Here is a 19,831-nt window from a genome sequence, read left to right as displayed (position 1 = left end):
CAGGCCCTACGCCGCTTTATCTTCACTATGAACACAGGCATTTTGATCGTTGCCCATGCACCCTTGGCCAGTGCACTACGCGCCTGTGCACTGCATGTGTACCCTGATGCGGCAGGGCATGTGATGGCCTTGGATGTAGAGCCCAGCGAGTCGCCTGACCACACCAAGCACAAGGCCTTAGGCTTACTCGGCCAACTCGCAACGCCCAACACCTTGGTTTTAACAGACGTATTTGGCGCCACGCCGAGCAATGTGGCGCAAAAAATAGTAGACGGCACGCACTCCAAACTAGTGGCCGGGGTGAACCTGCCCATGCTGCTGCGTACCATGAACTATGCCCATGAATCATTAGACGCCTTGGTGGCCAGAGCCCTTGTCGGTGGCACCCAATGCATCATGCAAGTTTCCGTGACCGCACCCCAAAATCAAACACGAGCTCCCAATGATCAACACATCCACGACCATCATCAATAAATTGGGTTTGCATGCACGTGCGTCTGCCAAGCTCACTAAGCTGGCTGGTAGCTTCCCCTGTGAAGTATGGATTAGCAAGGGCGAGCGCCGTGTGAACGCCAAGAGCATCATGGGGGTCATGATGCTGGCGGCTGGCATTGGCTCTACCGTCACACTGGACACCGAGGGTGAGCGGGAACAAGAGGCTATGGATGCCATGCTAGCCCTGATCGCGGACCGTTTTGGCGAAGGTGAGTAGCCTCGCGTTGTTCCTCCCTTATTGCCCTCCCTTTGACGTCGCCTCCCAATGACATTTGCAATTCATGGTCTTACGGTATCGCGTGGTATCGCGATCGGTCGTGCTGTATTGGTTGCGTCAAGCCGTGCAGATGTCGCTCACTACTTCATTGAACCCCATGAAGTGGAGTCGGAAATCAACCGGGTTCGCGCAGGCCGCGCTGCGGTGATTGACGAGATTCATCGTTTGCAAGCCAACGTGGCACACATGGGGCCCAAAGAAACATCGCATGAGCTGGGCGCTTTGCTTGATGTGCATCTGATGCTCCTGCAAGACACGGAGATCAGCGGGGGTGTCAAGCACTGGATCACCGATCGCTTGTACAACGCCGAATGGGCCGTTACGACGCAGCTGGAAATCATTGGTCGCCATTTCGATGACATGGAAGACGAATACCTGCGCGAGCGCAAGGCAGACGTCGAACAAATCGCCGAGCGCGTTTTGCGCGCCATGAAAGGCACAGCGTCGGCCATTGCCGCCACAGCACCGCGCGCCGCGCGCAAGACCTCTCAGCAAGACCTTTTGCTTGACGACACGGTGGACGTGCCCCTGGTTCTCATTGCGCACGATCTGTCTCCCGCTGACATGCTGCAGTTCAAGCAAAGTGTGTTCGCTGGCTTTATTACAGATGTAGGCGGCAAAACTTCCCATACTGCCATCGTGGCGCGCAGCATGGACATACCTGCGGTGGTAGGTGCTCGTTCAGCCAGTCAATTGGTTCGCCAAGACGATTGGGTCATCATCGATGGCGACGCTGGCGTCATGATCGTGGACCCGTCGCCCATCATCTTGGCAGAGTATGGCTTCAAGCAACGCCAAGGGGATCTTGAGCGTGGACGCCTATCCCGTCTCTTGCACACACCCGCAGTCACGATGGACGGTGAGAAAGTGCTGCTGCTGGCCAACATTGAAATGCCTGAAGATGCCAATGCCGCGCTTAAGGCGGGGGCCTTGGGTGTGGGCTTGTTTCGAAGCGAATTTCTGTTTATGGGGCGGCAAAACAACCTGCCCGATGAGGAAGAGCAGTACCACGCGTATCGGCGCGCCGTAGAAGGCATGCAAGGCCTACCGGTCACCATCCGAACCGTCGACGTCGGAGCAGACAAGCCGCTGGACAACTCCACCCGCGACAACTCACACCTCAACCCCGCTTTGGGCTTGCGCGCAATTCGGTGGAGTCTGGCTGACCCGGCGATGTTCTTGACCCAGCTGCGTGCCATCTTGCGGGCCGCCGCGCATGGCAAAGTGAACTTGTTAGTGCCCATGTTGGCGCACGCCAGCGAGATCCGTCAAACCCTGGCCCATGTGCAGCAAGCGCGCGCCCAACTGGACCAAAAAGGCCTTGTCTACGGTCCTGTGAAGTTGGGTGCCATGATTGAGATACCCGCTGCAGCCTTGAGTGTGAAGTACTTCCTCAAGCACTTTGACTATTTGTCCATCGGCACCAACGACCTTATCCAATACACCTTGGCCATTGACCGCGCCGACGAGTCTGTGGCGCATTTGTATGACCCATTGCACCCAGCTGTCTTGCGTTTAGTGTCCGAGACCATCGCCGAGAGCATTGCGCAGGGAAAAGAGGTCACCGTTTGCGGTGAGATGGCGGGCGACATTAGCCTCACCCGCTTGTTGTTGGGCATGGGCCTGCGCACCTTCTCTATGCATCCTGCGCAGATCCTCGCCGTCAAACAAGAAATACTACGGGCAGACACCACACGCCTCGCCCCATGGGCCAAACGGGTGTGCGCCGCCGATGATCCCGCTCAGGAAATGACCACTGCGGCCCGCGGCCACCGCACAGCCTAATGCACGCTGCATGCTGAGTGTGCTTTAGGGCTTGGCGCGTGCGCCCAAGATGGCAGCACCCACAATCATCGCCGTCGCTAAAAACACCGAGGGACTGGGTGGCTCGGCGCGTACCCATAGCAGTGCCAGCGTGGACAACAGCGGCGTGAGAAACGACAGCACGCCAATCTGACGTGCATCGCCTTTCTTAAGCGCCATATCCCAGAGGTAAAACGCAGCACCCAAAGGCCCCGCACCCATGACCAGAAGCAGTGCATAGTCTCTGGGCTGCAAGTGCACCGGAGCTTCCAGCAAGACGTGGCACAGCAGAGCCAACAAGCCAGCAACCAGCCCAAACAACCCTATGGCCGCGCTTGGAAAGGCTGCCACGCGGCGGGTCAGCAAGGAATAGCTGGCCCAGACAAATGCGGACCCCAGCGCGGGTACATAGCCCCACGCAAAGCCCCCGGTGAGCGCTTGACCACCCACAATGGCCACCGCCGCACCGGAAAATCCCAACAGGGCTGCGAATACATGCGTGGGCCGCAGCCTGACGCCTGGCAAGAACCAAGGTGCCAATAGCACCATCCCCAGTGGCCACAGGTAGTTCACCAGATTCGCTTGCACGGGCGGCGCATGCCGCAGCGCAATGAACAACAGAAAATGAAAGCCAAACAAGCCGTACACCCCGAGCGCTAGGGTCGACAGTGGAACCCGCCATGCGGCCAGCTTAAAGCCTGACAGAGGGAGGCCAATCACACTCCCGACCAACAGGCCGAAACCCGTCAGTAGGAAAGGCGGGATGTGTTGGAGCGACACCCCCAGCGGGGCCAAGCTACCCCACAAAACGATGGCGGCCAAAGCATAAAAGTTTGCGTGCATAGGTACCAACTGTACCCAGCCGTCAGACGCTGAACACGCGCCAGTTGTCGCCAAACAACGGCCAAGGCCAGCCAGAAACCTTCTACGTAGAGTGCCTGCTGAACTAAGCGGCCTGTCGCAAGGCTGCTGCGAGTGCCGATGCACTGGCGTAGCCACAACGCTCGGCACTGCGGCTTAAGTCCCAACCGCTTGCCCTCAGCGCTTGGGCGCGGGCCAAACGTTGTGCTCGCACCCACTGCATCGGGCTCTGGCCTGTTTCTACTTTGCAGCGTTGCGCAAACTGGCTTGGACTTAAATGGACTTGGGTCGCCAAGTCATGCACTTCTAGGGGCCCGTGCAAGTGGGTTTGGCACCACTGCGACAAGGTGAGCCAATCAATAGCCCGTGCTTGCCGCTTTGCCGCTGGCTGCACGCTAGCGCGCCAGCAATCCAGCAGCAGGGCGGGGCCCACTCTTTGGAGCGTGGCATTCGGCTCTTGGAGGGCCACATGCAGGTACCGGCTCAATGCATCTGCAGAAACCGTATTGACAAGGCTTGTGGTGCACCCTTCCCATGCCGCAGAACGTGTGTCCAAGACAACACACTGCGCACCGCCCTGGGCTTCGAAGTCGTGCTTTTCGCCGGGCGCAATCACGCAGCCTTGGCCTGCACCAATGCGCCGACCTTTGCCCTCAAGTTCCAGCTCCAAGGTCCCACTGACCCCCAGTAGCACTTGAAAAAAATCGTGCGCATGCCCACCCGCCGCCGGCCCGTAAGTCCGCAATGACAAAGGCATCGTCAGCGGGTGTTGCATCATTTACGCGGGGCGTTGGTCTGTTGAGGGGCGTTTCCAGAGATTGATGCCGCCATCCACCGCATGTTGGTCAATCGCGGCAAACTCTTCGGTGCTGAACGCCAAGTTCTGCATGGCACCCGCCAACTCGGTGATTTGTTCAGGCCGGCTGGCACCAATCAAGGCGCTGGTGACGCGCGCATCGCGTAGCACCCAGGCGGTCGCCATTTGCGCCAAGCTTTGGCCGCGCGCGAGGGCAATCTCGTTCAAGGCGCGCACATGGGCGAGGTTGGCATCGCTCAAGTGGTCTGCGGTAAACGAGCCGCCACCTGGGCGATTTATGCGCGCATCGGCCGGAACACCGTTCAGGTACTTATTGGTCAAAAGACCTTGCGCCAGTGCGCTAAACGCAATGCAGCCCATGCCCGTCTCGTCCAATGCGTCCAGCAAGTCTTCCTCAATCCAGCGGTTCATCAGACTGTAGGAGGGTTGATGGATCAACGCCTTTACGCCCATGCTCTTCAAAATTGCTGCCGCTTCGCGCGTTTTGGTGCCTGAGTAGCTGCTGATGCCTACGTACAGCGCTTTGCCCTGCTGCACGGCAGTGGCCAAAGCACCCATGGTTTCTTCGAGTGGCGTGTCGGGGTCAAAACGGTGCGAGTAAAAAATGTCCACATAGTCCAGGCCCATGCGCTTGAGGCTTTGGTCTAGGCTGGCCAGCACATACTTGCGCGAGCCTCCACCTTGGCCATAAGGGCCAGGCCACATATCCCAACCCGCCTTGCTAGAAATGATGAGTTCGTCACGGTAGGGCTTAAAGTCGCGGCGCAAGTGTTCGCCAAAATTGGTTTCTGCGCTGCCATAGGGCGGGCCATAGTTGTTGGCCAGGTCGAAATGGGTAATGCCTAAGTCAAACGCGGTACGCAGCATTTGGCGTTGGGTCTCCATGGGAGTCGCATCGCCAAAGTTGTGCCACAGACCAAGAGACACAGCGGGTAGCTTGAGCCCACTTTTGCCGCAAACGCGGTAGGGCATGGCGTCGTAACGAGAGGGGGTTGCGTGGTAGTTCATGGCACCAGTCTAGCCCAGTCGGGTGCGCACATACCCATTTCCATGCACCATGGCCCGCTAAGCATGGTCTGTTCACCCTTGTCTCTGTGCGCAGTGCATAGCCCTCGGTTCACGGTACGTGGGACCAGGAAGGTAGGCTTTTGAAGAATCTCCCTCTGTAATTTTCTGCTGGCAAAGGGCCCCCAAGCCCCGTATCTTCCAACCCGCATTGCGCAGATCCCATAGACCCTTCGCCAAGCCACGCTGCTTGGTCTTTTCAGGAGATATTTCATGTTTTCAAGCACGCCAGAACTCTGGGTAGGTGCCTTGTGCTTAGGCCTCGCCATTTTGTATGGCGCGTGGCATGAAGGGCGCGCTGACAATGCCAGAGACGCAAAAATGCTGGGTGCCCTTGGGCTCGGCGGCGTTCTAAGTGCCGTGGCCGCAGCGCTGTACTGGTGAGTTCTCGTGTAGCATCGCCGCCTAGATGCAAAGCTTTCTCGACCCCGCCATTCTGTTCTTCGTGTTTGGAATTTTCGCGGGTACGCTGAAATCCAACCTCGAAATCCCCGCACCCATCTCTCGGTTCTTGTCGCTGTATCTGCTCATGGCCTTGGGCCTCAAGGGCGGGTTCGCTTTGGCCAAGTCTGGGTTTACTTTGGAAGTGGGTTTGAGTCTGAGCGCGGCTTTGCTAATGGCGTGCATCGTGCCCATGCTGGGCTACCTGTTGCTGCGCCGCTTTCTCAATGGCTTTGACGCAGCCGCTATTGCGGCAACCTACGGTTCGGTGAGTGCCGTTACCTTCATCACCGCCGTTCAGTACCTAGACAACCACGGCGTGGCGTATGGTGGTCACATGGCCGCGGCCATGGCCTTGATGGAGTCACCTGCCATCATCATGGCCGTGGTCTTGGCTAACTACGTGCGCCAAAAAGCAGGTACGACTGCGGTGGGGCATACCTTGGGCAAGACCCTGCACGAGTCACTCACCGATGGGGCGCAGCTGCTGCTCTTGGGCGCCATGGCCATTGGTGTCATCACGGGGGAGTCGGGGCAGGCCATCATGAAGCCGTTTTCGGTGGACCTGTTCAAAGGCATGCTCGCGTTCTTCTTGTTGGACATGGGGCTCTTGGCTGCGCGCAACATGGGTGAGCTCAAAGGCAAATCTCCTTGGCTCATTGCCTACGCCATCCTAGCGCCGCTTGTACACGCGAGCTTGGCGCTGCTGCTGGGCAAACTCTTGGGTTTGGAGGCGGGCAACGTGGCCTTGCTCATGGTGTTGGCTGCAAGTGCGTCTTACATTGCGGTGCCGGCCGTGGTCCGCTTGGCGATTCCTGAGGCCAACCCTTCACTGTACTTTGGCATGTCACTGGGGCTAACCTTTCCGTTCAATATTCTGTTGGGCATTCCTTTGTACGTGGGGGTGGCTACAGCCATGGTGTAAGGCGCAAAAAACCGCTAGCCTTTATTGGGGGACTTCAGCTAAGATGATTTTCCCCCCCCCGTTGCAAAGGCTGTGCATGGCGTTTTGGAGTCCTTCCTTGCGATCTGTCCGCAGTGCACCGGCAATGGTTTTGGCCGCAGGTCTTGCCGTTTCAGCCTTAGGCGCTTGGGAGATGCAGCGCAGCATCCAGCAGCGGGCTGCGCAAGATTTTGACTACTTGGCCCAGCGCACTGCAGCCGAGCTACAGCGGCGGTTTTACCTGCCGCAATATGGTCTCAATGGTGTAAAGGGTATGTACGCGGTTGGCAAGCAGGTGGGGCGTGCCGACTTTAGTGCGTACGTGAACGCGCGCAGTTTGCCCGCCGAGTTTCCTGGCGTGCGTGGCATAGGCTTTGTGCAACCGGTCTTACGCGAAGACCTCCCCGTTTTTGTCAAAAAAATGCGCGCTGACGGTGCGCCGGCGTTCGCTGTGCAAACCCTAGGCGGGCCTGTATTTGACGATATGTACATTGTCAAATACATCGAACCTTTATCCAGCAACTTAGCCGCGTTGGGGCTAGATCTGGGCTCAGAGCCCCAACGTCGGGCTGCGGCGGAGCGCGCAATTGCCACGGGTGAGGCCACCGTTTCGGGGGCGTTGACCTTAGTGCAGGACGACCGAAAGCAAGCCGCAGTCGTCTTGTTTACGCCCATTTTTGCCAAGGGCAGCAATCCGAGAACGGCCCAAGAACGGCGTGACGCGTTGGTTGGCCTGCTGTATGCACCCATCGTCGTGTCCGAACTACTGCGCGACTTGCCCGATGTGGTGACCGGAGTGCTGGACTTTGAGATGTATGACTCGGCCTTGGGGCAGCCGCTAGGTCGCAAAATGTTTGACGCCAATGACCGTCACAGCGACACCAATGCTGGGTTTGGCGGGCAGGCGTCTTTAAGTACGTGGCAAGCCTTGCAGCTTCCTGGCCGAGAGTTCTCGCTGGAGCTTCACCGCACGGCGGCGTTTGCGGCAACTGTCAACACCAGTGCCGCCTGGCTGGCGCTGGTCGGTGGGAGCATGGTGTCCTTGTTACTAGCCCTCCTGTTGCGCGGCTTGGCTACGGGGCGCGAGCGCGCCGAGCGCTTGGCCGACAGCATGGCGCAAGAAGCGCAGCGCTTGGCCAAGGTGGTACAACACACCAGCAATGCGGTGACCTTGGCCGATGCCCAAGGCCGCATCACCTGGGTCAACCCCGGGTTCACGCGGGTCACGGGCTATAGCCTGGAGGAAGCTGTAGGCAAAACGCCCGCAGAGCTGGTGGGCAGTGGCAAAGCCAGCCCGCAGACTCTGGCCACGCTGGCCCGTTCGGCTAGCCAAGGCGTCAGCTGCAAAGTAGAGGTCTTGAACCGGGCCAAAGACGGGCACGAGTACTGGACCGCCACCGAGTTGCAGCCCCAGCACGACGCCCAAGGGCGCTTGGTGGGCTTTATGGAAATTGGCATTGACATTACGCCACTGCGTTCCATCCAAGCACGCTTGGAAACCGCCTTGCGTGAAAACGATGCCTTGCTGAGCACGCTCAACCTGCATGCCATTGTGTCGGTGGCCGACGCCACGGGGGCCATTGTGGATGCCAACGAGGCTTTTTGCGACATCAGCGGCTACACCCGTGAAGAGCTGATTGGCAAGAACCACCGCATCGTGAACTCTGGTACGCACCCTCCCGCGTTTTGGAAAGACATGTGGACCACCATTTCGACCGGGCTCCCTTGGCGCGGCCAGGTCTGCAACAAAAGCAAAGACGGGCACTTGTACTGGGTAGACACCTTTATCGCTCCCTTCATTGGCGACGACGGACAAATCGACAAGTACATCTCTATTCGCACGGACATCACCCGTAACGTGGCGGCGCAAGAAGAACTGCGTATTAGCCAAGAACGCTTTGCTTTTGCCATTGAAGGCAGTGGTGACGGCGTGTGGGACTGGGACCTCAAGGCCGGTACCGTGCAGCTGTCCAAAACGTGGAAAGAGATGCTGGGCCACAGTGAAGACGAGATAGGTAATGATCTGACCGAGTGGAGCGGTCGCCTGCACCCTGATGACGCGGCCCGCGTCTTTGCCGACGTACAGGCCAACCTCGATGGCGTGACCACCAGCTTTGCCAATGAGCACCGTGTCTTGTGCAAAGACGGCAGCTACAAATGGATCTTGGACCGTGGCACTGTGGTCAGGCGCGACGCAGAAGGCGCCCCGCTGCGCATGGTGGGCACCCATACCGATGTGTCCCTCCAAAAGGCTACACAGCTTGCGTTGCAGCAGGCCACAGATGCGGCCCAATCCGCGTCCCAAAGCAAGAGCCAGTTTTTGGCCAATATGAGCCACGAAATTCGCACGCCCATGAACGCCATTTTGGGCATGCTCACGCTGCTGCGCAAAACCCAGCTCACGCCTAAGCAAGCCGACTATGCGGCCAAGAGCGAAGGGGCTGCGCGGGCACTCTTGGGACTCATCAATGAAATTTTGGATTTTTCCAAGATAGAAGCCGGCAAGATGACCCTAGACCCCCATCCTTTTGGGGTCGACCAACTGTTGCGCGATCTCTCGGTCATATTGGCCACCTCGGTGGGCGGCAAGCCCATTGAAATGCTCTACCAGTTGGACCCCGCTGTGCCCAGCCATTTGGTGGGTGACGCCATGCGCATCCAACAGGTCTTGCTCAATTTGTGTAGCAATGCCATTAAGTTCACTGAGCGTGGCGAGGTAGTTTTGTCGATTGTGCAAACGCAAAGTACCGCTGACGCAGTGACCCTGCAGTTCAGCGTTAAAGACACCGGCATTGGCATAGCCCCCGAAAACCAGGCACGCATCTTCAGCGGCTTTACCCAAGCGGAATCGTCTACCACCCGGCGCTTTGGGGGCACCGGTTTGGGGGTTGCCATTAGCCAGCGCTTTGTCAACATGATGGGCGGCGAGTTAGAGCTGCAAAGTGCGCTGGGCGAAGGCAGCCGTTTTTACTTCACCGTGACCTTGCCCATCGCACAGGCGCCCGCCCTCACTGCCGAAGTGCCAGTGCCCTTTAACAGCCCGCTGCGCGTGTTGATGGTGGACGACAACCCCTTGGCCTTGTCGCTCCTCAGCGCCATGGGCCAGTCTTTGGGCTGGGAGGTGGACCTTGCTGTCAGCGGCGAGCAGGCCCTCGAGCACATTCAAAGCACGGTGGACCACGGGCAGTCGTACCAAGCCGTGTTTGTAGACTGGAACATGCCGGGCCTAGACGGCTGGCAAACCAGCCTGCGCATACGGGCCTTGGGGGCTGCGGGCGCAGTGCCTCTGTTGGTGATGGTTACCGCCTCAGGCCGTGAAATGCTAGCCAAGCGCTCTGGGCAGGAGCAAGCGCTGTTAGACGGCTACCTGGTCAAACCCGTGACCCCGCACATGCTGCTGGAGGCCTTGCAGCAAGTACGCCCTGCGCCGACCAGCGAACCATTGGCCCTTGCGACAGAGCCTTCTGCACCATCCGAAGGGCAGCGCTTGCTCAATATGCGCCTGCTCGTAGTGGAAGACAACCTCAACAACCAGCAAGTCGCCCGGGAACTCTTGGAAGGCGAAGGTGCGTGGGTGCAACTCGCCAACCATGGCCGCGAGGGCGTGGAGGCCATTGCGGCTGCAAGCCCCCCCTTTGATGTGGTGCTCATGGACCTGCAAATGCCGGTGATGGATGGCTTTGCGGCTACCCGCCATGTGCGCGAGCATCTTGGCATGCCCCAGCTGCCTATTGTGGCCATGACCGCCAACGCCATGGCCAGTGACCGCGAGGCCTGCCTCGCAGCCGGCATGAACGACCATGTGGGCAAGCCGTTTGACTTGCAGCACTTGGTGCAAGTGCTCAGGCGCCAAGCGGGGTGGTTTGATACTGGGCGCAGCACGGCAGCGCAGACGCCAGCCCTGAGCACGTCCTTGGCGGACACAGCGCAGGCCGCGGGCGTCGATGTCGTCACCGCCTTACGCCGCTTAGGCGGCAAACAAGAGGTGTACCAGCGCATGCTCTCCACGTTTGTGGCTGATTTGCAAAACGTGCCGGCCCAACTGCAGGCCCACATTGCACAGCGCGACCCCACGGGCTTGGCGCGCGACATGCATACCCTCAAAGGCTTGGCCGCCACCTTGGGGGCCGATGGATTGGCCCACCTTGCAGGCCGCTTGGAGAAAGAAAGCTCCGCCACATCAGATGTGGCCACCATGGTGCAGCAGGTGCAAAGCATATGCGAGGCCATTGCCCAAGTGACACCTGCCCTGCAGGCCTTGGTGCAAGCCTGGGGCACCGATGCGACGCAAGCCCCGGCAGCGCTTGCCGAGTTGACTTCTACGGAGCGCGCCGAGATACTGACACTCTTGAAACACTTAGCCCTTCAATTGGCCGACAGTGACATGGAGGCCATGCACACCATGGCCTTAGTCCAGCAGCGCTATAGCAAGCACCTGGGCGCGGCCATGGCTCCTTTAGAGGCTGAGATGAGTGCTCTTGAATTTGAGGCCGCCATACTCGAATGTGAAACGCTGATTTGCAGTTTGGAGACATGAGCCACACCATGCCCATCAGCGCACCCGCGATTAAGCCCAAAATCCTGATCGTGGACGATCAGCCTATCAACGTCCAAGCCTTGCACCAGGTGTTTGCCGATGGGTACCAAATATTCATGGCCACACGGGGCGAGCAAGCCTTGAGTGTGTGTGCCAGCAAGCAGCCTGATTTGGTGCTCTTGGATGTAGAAATGCCGGGCATGGATGGGTTTGAAGTGTGTGAGCGGCTGCGCGCAGACCCACTTACCCGCGATATCCCGGTGATATTTGTCACCGCCCACCGTGACGAAGCGTCTGAGACGCGGGGCTTGGAACTGGGCGCGGTGGACTTTATCTCTAAACCCTTTAACCCCAACATCGTGCGCGCCCGGGTCAAAACCCAGCTCACCCTCAAGGCGCAGGCCGACCTATTGCGCAGCTGGGCCTACTTAGACGGCCTGACCGGCATTTGCAACCGCCGCCACTTTGACGAACAGCTCAAAGCCGAGTGGGAGCGCTCGCTGCGCGAAAAAACCCCTTTGAGTGTGCTGATGCTGGATGTCGACTTTTTTAAGCGCTACAACGACCGCTACGGCCACCAAGAGGGTGACAAATGCCTGCGCTTGGTGGCCTGCTGCATCCAAAGCAGCCTCAAAAGGCCCGCCGACATGGCTGCGCGCTATGGGGGCGAAGAGTTTGTGTGCCTCTTGCCCAACACCGACCTAGAAGGCGCTATGCAACTGGCCCACGCGGTGGGCCAGTCGGTGATGGACCTCAGTATTCCCCACTCGGACTCGCTGGTGGCCCCCGTCATCACGATCAGCATTGGCGCGTGCGCCAAACCCGCGGAACTGACCAGCGTGGTGCCGCATGCTGCCGCGCAGGAGCCCACGCCACCGAGCTTAGAAGACTTGATGCGCAAGGCCGATGGCCATTTGTATGCGGCCAAGGTCGCGGGGCGAAATAAGGCCCTTGGAGGCGTGCTTTAAACGCTTTAAGCGTGAGGGGTTTTTCGAATAATGGGCGTACCGCTCAATTGCCAGAAGGAACCGAATCCATGCCTGTTAGAAACCTTGCCATGGCTCTGCTCATGCCTTTGCTGGCCAGTGCCTCGCTAGCGCAACACGGCCCCTGGGCGGTGGGGGTGCATGTCGGTTCTTACCATGACGCAGGCGAGTTCAAAAACTTCAACCCGGGGCTGTACCTGCGCTATGGCCCGTGGTCGGTAGGCGCCTTGCACAACAGCGTGGACAAAGACTCACGCTATGTGGCCTACACCTTGGAGACTAAAGCGCCCGTTGCGTGGGCCGACACGGTGGCTCTCACCGTAGGCGTGATCGACGGCTACTACGACTCGCAGTGGGTGCACAACGGCATTGCCCCGTTGGTAGCGCCCAGCGTGAGCTTCAAAGCGTTTGATAAGACCCGGGTACGCGTGGCCTTGCTGCCAGGCATCAAAGTCACCACCACCTTGCATTTGACGCTGGAGTGGGCGCTGTAGCACCAGACTAGCGTCTGCGTTTGGGCGTCGCTTTGCCTCTAGGGGCTTGCTGTGCGGGTGACTGCGCCATGTGCGCCTCAAGCGCCAGCAGCAGGCTGGTGCGGTGTTCGCGTGCCACCACCTGCCAATGCAAACCCGTGAGTGCACCTTCCAAAGCCCATAGCAAGTTCACACTGGCGCGTGCGTCATGGCGCTTCACTTGGGCATAGGCCGCCACCGCGCCCAGCCCTTGCAGTTGTGCCACGTGGGTAATGCCCGCGGCAGCCAGCATCTGCGCGGACTTGGGGCCCAGGTTTGCCAATGCCGCCAAGGTAGCGGTGTCGGGTGCTAGGTGGGGAACGGTTGGCATGGTGCAGTATAAATTTTTGCGCTGGGTGTGTAAGGAAAATTCGCCTGGAGCGCCCGTCCCTATTGCGAGGGTAGCTATTACAAACATAGCATCTCTCGCAGTCTCTGTGCGACTTGTCTAAGGGCCGCGCACAACATGTCTCCACTTTGAGGCGCGCTTGCCGATAAAGAAGGCAAGAGACCATTCCCCAAGGAGCGCACCATGAACCACCCTGCACAGTTGCTATCGACCCAAGAATTGGCGGCACGCTGGGGCCGCACGGAGGCGTCCATTGCCATGGCCCGCTCGGTGGGTGTGGGCCCCTGCTTTACCAAAGTGGGTGGGCAGATTCGGTACGCGGTGGATGAGGTGCAGCGCTTTGAGCGCGCCTGCCTGTTCTTTGAACCGGCTGAGGTGGCGCTGCAAACGGTGCGTTAGCGCCAGCAGTCGAGCCACCGTCACGCGTGCTGCTGAAGCGGATGGCGTGTAAGACTACAGCGCATGCGCCGACCAAGTGCATATCTTCACCACTTGGAGCGGTCCCCATGCGTAGACGTCAACTCTTCTCTCTTTTAGGCGCCTTAGGTTTAAGCCCCTACGTGGCGGGCGCCGCAGACGCGCCGCGCCTGGACGTGCTGGTACTCACCGAGGCGCAGTGGAAGCAGCGGCTCACAGCGCCCCAGTTTGCCGTGTTGCGCCAAGAGGCCACCGAGCGCGCGGGCACCAGCCCCTTGAACACCGAGAAGCGCAAAGGCACATTCCACTGCGCGGGTTGCGACTTGCCTCTGTTTAGCTCAGAGATGAAGTACGACAGCGGCACCGGCTGGCCCAGCTTTTTTGCCACGCTGCCTAAGGCGGTGGACACCAAGGTGGACTTCAAGATGGTCTTGCCCCGCACCGAATACCACTGCGCCCGCTGCGGCGGCCACCAAGGCCATGTGTTTGACGACGGCCCCGCGCCCAGCGGCAAGCGCTATTGCAACAACGGTGTGGCGCTGAAGTTTGTGCCCGCGTAGAGATGCGTAGGTGCTTAGCGAGGCAGCTTAGGCGGCGTAGCCAATGTCACGCACATCCTCGCGCAGCGCAGCGCGCTCCCCGGCGTGCAAAGGCAGGCTCACCAAAATCTCAATGCGGTTGCGCAGCGAGTGCAGCACTTGCAGCACCTCGCCATCAATGGCGGTTTTGCCAAAGGCGCGGCTCAGCACGTCGGGGTAGCTCCACAAGGCCGTCTCCGGCTGGCCGGGCCAGCTGGGGGTGAGGCGTTTCACATCTTCATCCAAGGTAATGACCCAGTCCATGCGCGGGCTGCTGTGCTTGGTGAACTGGTCCCAGCCCACACCCAGTGGTGTGGGGACGGGTAACCCAGCTTTGCGTAGCGCTTCCAAAGTAGCTGGATTGGGCTGCTTGTGCACCTCCACCGGTACGCCGCACGAGTACGCCGCAAACCTGCCTTTGCCACTGTGGGCCAAGCACGCCTGCGCCAGCACGCTGCGAATGGTGTTGCGTCTAGAGACAAACAAGATGTTGATGGACGAATGGGGCATGGGTGACAGTTCTAGCTCCAACGGTAGGCCGGCAACGGCTAAAGCGCCGTCAGGCAAATTTATACCGCGTGAGGGCTAGGCCTGCTTAGGTGTTCGCCACTAACCCTTGGGGGCAGCCAGGTATCTTTGGGGGGCGCGCGGCAAGCCAGGGCGTGTCGCATCGTCGCGCAGCTTGAAGGTGGACACATCCCCCACCAAGTCATCGGCCTGGCTTTTGAGGCTGCTGGCCGCAGCGGCCATTTGCTCTACCAAGGCCGCGTTTTGTTGCGTGGTTTGGTCCATGCGGCTCACGGCCTCGCTCACCTGGGCCACACCCATCGCTTGCTCTTGGCTGGCGGCGCTGATCTCGCCCATGATGTCGGTCACCCGTTTAATCGCTCCCACCACCTCGCCCATGGTGTTGCCCGCTTGGTCCACCAGGGCGCTGCCTTGCTCCACGCGCTCTACGCTGTTGTTGATGAGCGCTTTGATCTCGCGCGCCGCATCGGCCGAGCGCCCGGCCAGCGAGCGCACCTCAGAGGCCACCACCGCAAAGCCGCGCCCTTGTTCCCCCGCACGCGCGGCCTCTACGGCGGCATTGAGCGCCAAGATGTTCGTTTGAAACGCAATGCCGTCAATGACGCTGATGATGTCGGCAATCTTGCGCGAGGCCTCGTTAATGCCCTTCATGGTGTCCACCACCTGCGCCACCACGGCACCGCCTTGCACGGCGACCGTGCTGGCGCTCACCGCGAGTTGATTGGCTTGGCGCGCGCCCTCCGCGTTTTGCTTGACGGTGGCGCCCAGCTCTTCCATAGACGATGCCGTCTCTTCCAACTCGCTGGCCTGCTGTTCGGTGCGTTGCGACAAATCGTTGTTGCCTTGCGCAATTTCGGCCGAGGCATTGGCCACACTGTCAGCGCCACTGCGCACATTGCTCACCACGCGGGTCAAAGCATCGCCCATGCGCTGCAGAGCTGCCATTAGGCGGGCAACTTCATCGTTGCCTTGACTTTGGATGGTGTGCGTCAGGTCGCCAAGGGCTACCGCATCGGCCACAAGCACCGCCTCTTCCAGCGCGCGCGACAGGTTGCGAATCAGCACAAAGGCAAACCACCCGGCCAAAGGCAGGCCGAGCAGCAAGGAGCCAAGGGCCACGTTGCGAATCAGGGCGTAGCGCTGCACCGCGTGGTCATACTCACTGTGGGCCACGTCGAGTTGCAGCTTGAGCAGGGGGCTCAAGGCGTCTTTGATCTTTTCGGACATGGGCTCCACCACATTCACGCCTACCGCCTGCGCTTCGGTAAAGTCATTGGCCTTGATGGCGGCCACTGCTTTGTCTACACCCTCGGTCTGGAACTTGGCTTGTACCTCGGCAAAGGCTTTGGCCAGCACTTTCTCTTCTTCTGTGAGGTAGGTGGCAAGGTAGGCGTCGAACTCCGCGTTGCCTTTGCTGGTGTTGACGGCAACTTCGGCCATATTGCGCGCCACCTTATCGGGCGCGGGGTCGGCCAGCGAGCTGGCAATCAGCAAGGCGTTGCGGGTGTGGGTGCGTGAGAGTTCGGCCAGTTGCCCCAGCGGCACCGTGCGGTCTTCGTACACCGTTTGCAGCGAGCGGTTGGCCTGCGTAATGCCATACAGCCCCATGGCCGCACCGACGATCAGCATCACGGAGAGTAGTGCAACCAGCAGCGTAAGCCGCGTGGAAATCTTCAGCTGGTTCATGCGGGGAGTCCTTTGCATCGGAAGCGCAAACCTTGCACGGGATGGTGCAAGTCGCCAAATCCTAATGTAAGCGCGTTCGTTTGAAAAGGCATCGCGTCGCGGAAATAGCGGATATTTGCGAGCAATTTAGGGTGCGTTGGCTTCGTTTTTCACAGGGTTGGCGGGTAGCAGGAAAACCACAACTCCTGTACGATGAAGAGCAATAACACAGACAGGGCGGAGCATGTCGACATCTGACGGTGATACACCACAGCGCGCTTCCAGGCTTTCATCGGCCGACTTGTCCGCTGTTGCGGACTGGGTTGTAGAGAGCAGCCAACGCGACCCCCAGCAGGACTTGAGCGAGGCCACGTTTCGTGCGCTGAGCGAGGCGTCACCCTTGGGTATTTATGCAACCGATGCCCAAGGTGGCTGTACGTACACCAACGCCCAGTGGCAGACTATTTACGGGCTAAGCGCCGCGCAAGCCTTGGGCACGGGCTGGACCACGAGTATTCATCCGGAGGACCGGGCCAAGGTGTTTGCGCACTGGCAAGCATGTGCCGATGCAGGGCGCGAGTTCGCCATGGACTTTCGGCTGCAGCAAGCGGGCAGCCCCTTGCGTGTAGTGCATAGCACGGCCCGCCAAATCCTCAATGCACGCGGGGAGCGCACGGGCTTTGTCGGTGCAGTGGAAGACATCACCGAAAAAGAAGCGGCCAAGCAGGTCAATGAGTCTTTGCTGGCCATGATATGGAAGCACCGCATCGTGTCGTTTACTGACCTTGACGGCACCATCACCAACGTCAATGACGCGTTTTGCGCTATCAGTGGTTACAGCCGCGCCGAACTCATCGGGCGGAACCACCGGCTCATCAAATCAGACGCCCATCCCACGGCATTTTTTACGGCCTTATGGCGCACACTCAAACGTGGCGAATCGTGGCAGGGTGAAATTTGTAACCGTGCCAAAGATGGTCGGCTCTACTGGGTGGATAGCATCGTTGCCCCCCTGCGCGGAGCGGATGGTGCCATTGAGCAGTACGTCTCGATTCGCAACGACATTAGCTTGCGCAAGCAACAGCGCGAAGACTTGCGCAAAAGCCAAATGTTCTTGGACCGCACCGGGCGCCTTGCGGGCGTAGGGGGCTGGGAGGTCGATATTGTTGCGGGTACGGTGTACTGGTCCGATGAGACCTGCCGTATCCAGGGCGTGGAGCCTGGCTATAGCCCTGCTTTGGCCGAGGCCATTAACTTTTATGCGCCAGAGGCGCGCCCCGTCATTGAAAAAGCGGTCCAAGACGGCATGACCTTGGGGAAAAACTGGGACTTGGAATTACCTCTTATCAAAGCCACGGGTGAGCGCATCTGGGTGCGTGCCGTGGGGAGCGTGGAGTTTGAAAAAAACCTACCCAGGCGCATCGTCGGTGCGTTTCAAGACATCAGTGCCAGCTATGCCCAACGGCAAGTGGTGGCGGATATTAAAAACCGGTTTCAGCTGGCCACGCACTCGGGCGGCATTGGGGTGTGGGACTTCAATGTGGTCGACGGCAGTCTGGTGTGGAGCCCAGAGATGTACCTGCTCTACGGGCTGCCGATTACCGATCAAACAGGGGCGTATGAGCTGTGGGCGCGACACCTGCACCCTGACGACAGAGCCGCGGCAGAGACAGCGTTGCAAGACGCCTTGGCAGGAAAGGCGGAGTTCCGCAATGAGTTTCGCATCATCTGGGCGGACCAGACCGTGCACTACATCCGCGCGGCGGCCCTCGTTGAGCGTGATGCTCTGGGTGCGGCGGTACGCATGGTGGGGGTGAACTGGGACGTGAGTGCGCAGCGCAATGCGGAAGCCGAGTTGGCGCGACAAAACGAGCTCTTGCGGGTCACCATGCAGTCGATTGGCGACTCCGTCATTACCACCGATGGGCAAGGACGCGTGACATGGCTCAACCCCGTTGCGGAGCGCATGACCGGCTGGAGCAGCGCAGAGGCCAGTGGCCGCCTTTTGGCGCAGATCTTCCATATCGTCAATGAAGAAACACGCATGCCCACTGAAAACCCGGTGGACACCTGCTTAAAGCAAGGCAAGATTGTGGGCTTGGCCAATCACACGTTGCTGATTTCGCGCCATGGCGAAGAGTTTGGCATCGAAGACTCGGCCGCCCCGATACGCAGCCAGACGGGCGAGATATTGGGCGTGGTGCTGGTGTTTCATGATGTGACCGAGCAGCGTCGTATGTCGGGCGAGATGAGCTACCGCGCTACCCACGATGAGCTGACAGGCTTGGTCAACCGCGCCGAGTTTGAGGCCCGCCTGCGCCGCTTGCTGCAAAAAACCCATGAAGACGGCAGCACGCACGCGCTGATGTACATCGACCTCGACCAGTTCAAGTTGGTGAATGACGCCTGCGGCCATACGGCGGGCGACCAGTTGCTACAGCAGGTGAGCAAACTCATGGGCGACGCCGTGCGTTCGCGTGACACGCTGGCCCGCTTGGGGGGCGATGAGTTTGGGGTGATTTTGGACCACTGCACCAGCGAACAGGCCCAGCGCGTGGCGCAGCAAATATGCGACCGCATGGAAGAGTTCCGTTTCTTGCACGATGGCCGGCGCTTCCGGGTGGGCACCAGCATTGGCTTGGTGGCGGTCACCAGCGCGTTTGCCACCACGGCTGCCGTGATGCAGGCAGCCGACACCTCGTGCTACGCCGCTAAAGAAGCGGGGCGCAACCGGGTGCATGCATGGTTTGACACGGATCAAGCCATGCGCGAGCGCCATGGCGAAATGCAATGGACCACCCGCATCGAGCAGGCGCTGGACGAAGACAAGTTTGTGCTCTATGCCCAGCGCATCAGCGCCCTGGGCGAGGGAAGCCACGGCCTGCACGCCGAGGTGCTGTTGCGCATGGAAGACTTTGATGGCGGCATCATCAGCCCCGGTGCTTTCATTCCGGCGGCGGAGCGCTTTAACTTGGCGTCACGCATTGACCGCTGGGTCTTGCGCAACGCCATCGCATGGCTGGAAATGCACGTAGACAGCATCAACATTCAAACGCTCAGCATCAACCTCTCGGGCCAGTCGGTGGGCGACCGTGCCTTTCATCGGCAAGTGATCGAGAAGTTGCAGGCACTGTCCCCCGAGGTGTGCAAACGCCTGTGTTTTGAAATCACTGAGACGGCGGCAGTCACCAACTTGGCGGATGCCGCGCTGTTTATTGAGCAGGTGCGCGCCTTTGGCGTGCGCATTTCGCTAGACGACTTTGGCGCAGGCGCATCGTCGTTTGGCTACCTCAAGTCCTTGCATGTGGATTACCTCAAGATCGACGGCCAGTTCATCACCGACTTGGTGGATGACCCTCTAGACGATGCCGCTGTGCGTTGCTTTGTCGATGTGGCGCGCGTGGTCGGCGTTAAAACCGTGGCTGAGTATGTGGACAAAGACACGGTGCTTGCGCGCGTCAAAGCGCTGGGCATTGACTACGCGCAAGGCTTTCATCTGCACAAGCCAGAACCCATTGGCAGGCTCTTGCCGGTGTTTCACGCCGCAGCGGTGTAGC

Annotated in this window: 17 protein-coding genes; 11 read left to right on the top strand and 6 right to left on the bottom strand. The window is 59.6% G+C overall.

Translation table 11 applies throughout. The features are described 5' to 3' along the window. Positions 1-27: 27 nt before the first annotated feature. Genes EXZ61_RS20465 through ptsP form a run of 3 tightly spaced genes read left to right on the top strand, consistent with a single transcriptional unit; the run spans position 28 to position 2,557 of the window. A complete protein-coding gene (locus EXZ61_RS20465; protein WP_142813777.1) occupies positions 28-474 on the top strand; it encodes a PTS sugar transporter subunit IIA in 447 nt (148 codons plus the stop codon). Then, positions 443-712 (top strand): HPr family phosphocarrier protein, encoded by a 270-nt coding sequence (locus tag EXZ61_RS20460; protein ID WP_142813776.1) that lies wholly within the window; start codon positions 443-445, stop codon positions 710-712. The genes EXZ61_RS20465 and EXZ61_RS20460 overlap by 32 nt, the downstream gene beginning before the upstream one ends. 48 nt (positions 713-760) lie before the next feature. Further along, positions 761-2,557, top strand: coding sequence for a phosphoenolpyruvate--protein phosphotransferase (gene ptsP / locus EXZ61_RS20455; protein WP_142813775.1), 1,797 nt, complete (start codon positions 761-763; stop codon positions 2,555-2,557). Between the two features lie 24 nt (positions 2,558-2,581). On the opposite strand, the gene EXZ61_RS20450 is transcribed toward ptsP, so the two are convergent. The 3 genes from EXZ61_RS20450 to mgrA all read right to left on the bottom strand — a co-directional run bounded on the left by EXZ61_RS20450 (position 2,582) and on the right by mgrA (position 5,261). Next, complete coding sequence (locus tag EXZ61_RS20450) at positions 2,582-3,418, bottom strand: DMT family transporter (RefSeq protein WP_142813774.1); 837 nt, start codon at positions 3,416-3,418, stop codon at positions 2,582-2,584. Between the two features lie 103 nt (positions 3,419-3,521). After that, positions 3,522-4,214, bottom strand: coding sequence for a helix-turn-helix domain-containing protein (locus EXZ61_RS20445; RefSeq protein ID WP_237219022.1), 693 nt, complete (start codon positions 4,212-4,214; stop codon positions 3,522-3,524). After that, positions 4,215-5,261: an L-glyceraldehyde 3-phosphate reductase gene (gene mgrA / locus EXZ61_RS20440; RefSeq protein ID WP_142813773.1), complete on the bottom strand. Its 1,047-nt coding sequence runs from the start codon at positions 5,259-5,261 to the stop codon at positions 4,215-4,217. A 270-nt stretch (positions 5,262-5,531) separates the two neighbouring features. Between mgrA and EXZ61_RS21965 the strand changes: the two genes are divergently transcribed. The 5 genes from EXZ61_RS21965 (at position 5,532) to EXZ61_RS20420 (ending at position 12,719) form a co-directional block, all read left to right on the top strand. Further along, complete coding sequence (locus tag EXZ61_RS21965; RefSeq protein WP_168224840.1) at positions 5,532-5,702, top strand: hypothetical protein; 171 nt, start codon at positions 5,532-5,534, stop codon at positions 5,700-5,702. 25 nt (positions 5,703-5,727) lie between these two features. After that, a complete protein-coding gene (locus EXZ61_RS20435) occupies positions 5,728-6,684 on the top strand; it encodes a sodium-dependent bicarbonate transport family permease (protein ID WP_142813772.1) in 957 nt (318 codons plus the stop codon). A 97-nt stretch (positions 6,685-6,781) separates the two neighbouring features. Beyond that, positions 6,782-11,239: a CHASE domain-containing protein gene (locus tag EXZ61_RS20430; RefSeq protein ID WP_168224839.1), complete on the top strand. Its 4,458-nt coding sequence runs from the start codon at positions 6,782-6,784 to the stop codon at positions 11,237-11,239. Beyond that, complete coding sequence (locus tag EXZ61_RS20425; protein WP_281063812.1) at positions 11,236-12,207, top strand: diguanylate cyclase; 972 nt, start codon at positions 11,236-11,238, stop codon at positions 12,205-12,207. The genes EXZ61_RS20430 and EXZ61_RS20425 overlap by 4 nt, the downstream gene beginning before the upstream one ends. 68 nt (positions 12,208-12,275) lie before the next feature. Further along, entirely contained in the window at positions 12,276-12,719 is a 444-nt protein-coding gene (locus EXZ61_RS20420) for a hypothetical protein (protein ID WP_142813770.1), read from the top strand. Positions 12,720-12,726: 7 nt separating this feature from the next. On the opposite strand, the gene EXZ61_RS20415 is transcribed toward EXZ61_RS20420, so the two are convergent. Then, a complete protein-coding gene (locus EXZ61_RS20415; protein WP_142813769.1) occupies positions 12,727-13,068 on the bottom strand; it encodes a TfoX/Sxy family protein in 342 nt (113 codons plus the stop codon). A gap of 201 nt (positions 13,069-13,269) precedes the next feature. Between EXZ61_RS20415 and EXZ61_RS20410 the strand changes: the two genes are divergently transcribed. Together EXZ61_RS20410 and msrB are read left to right on the top strand one after the other, a co-directional pair. After that, positions 13,270-13,485 carry a DNA-binding protein gene (locus EXZ61_RS20410; protein WP_142813768.1) on the top strand — a complete coding sequence of 72 codons (216 nt, stop codon included), beginning with the start codon at positions 13,270-13,272 and terminating at the stop codon, positions 13,483-13,485. Positions 13,486-13,592: 107 nt separating this feature from the next. Continuing rightward, the gene (gene msrB / locus EXZ61_RS20405; protein WP_142813767.1) at positions 13,593-14,063 is read left to right on the top strand and encodes a peptide-methionine (R)-S-oxide reductase MsrB; all 471 of its coding nucleotides are present in this window, start codon (positions 13,593-13,595) and stop codon (positions 14,061-14,063) included. 27 nt (positions 14,064-14,090) lie between these two features. Here msrB and EXZ61_RS20400 read toward each other — a convergent pair whose 3' ends face one another. Together EXZ61_RS20400 and EXZ61_RS22435 are read right to left on the bottom strand one after the other, a co-directional pair. After that, positions 14,091-14,591 carry an arsenate-mycothiol transferase ArsC gene (locus EXZ61_RS20400; RefSeq protein WP_142813766.1) on the bottom strand — a complete coding sequence of 167 codons (501 nt, stop codon included), beginning with the start codon at positions 14,589-14,591 and terminating at the stop codon, positions 14,091-14,093. A 99-nt stretch (positions 14,592-14,690) separates the two neighbouring features. Then, entirely contained in the window at positions 14,691-16,295 is a 1,605-nt protein-coding gene (locus EXZ61_RS22435; RefSeq protein WP_281063811.1) for a methyl-accepting chemotaxis protein, read from the bottom strand. A 223-nt stretch (positions 16,296-16,518) separates the two neighbouring features. Here EXZ61_RS22435 and EXZ61_RS20390 point away from each other — a divergent pair, with 223 nt between their 5' ends. After that, positions 16,519-19,830, top strand: a complete 3,312-nt coding sequence (locus EXZ61_RS20390; protein ID WP_142813764.1) for a bifunctional diguanylate cyclase/phosphodiesterase — start codon at positions 16,519-16,521, stop codon at positions 19,828-19,830. The last annotated feature ends 1 nt before the right edge of the window (position 19,831 follow it).

Source organism: Rhodoferax aquaticus, assembly GCF_006974105.1.
GTDB classification, from domain to species: domain Bacteria; phylum Pseudomonadota; class Gammaproteobacteria; order Burkholderiales; family Burkholderiaceae_C; genus Allorhodoferax; species Allorhodoferax aquaticus_A.
This window is presented reverse-complemented; position numbering and strand designations above follow the sequence as displayed.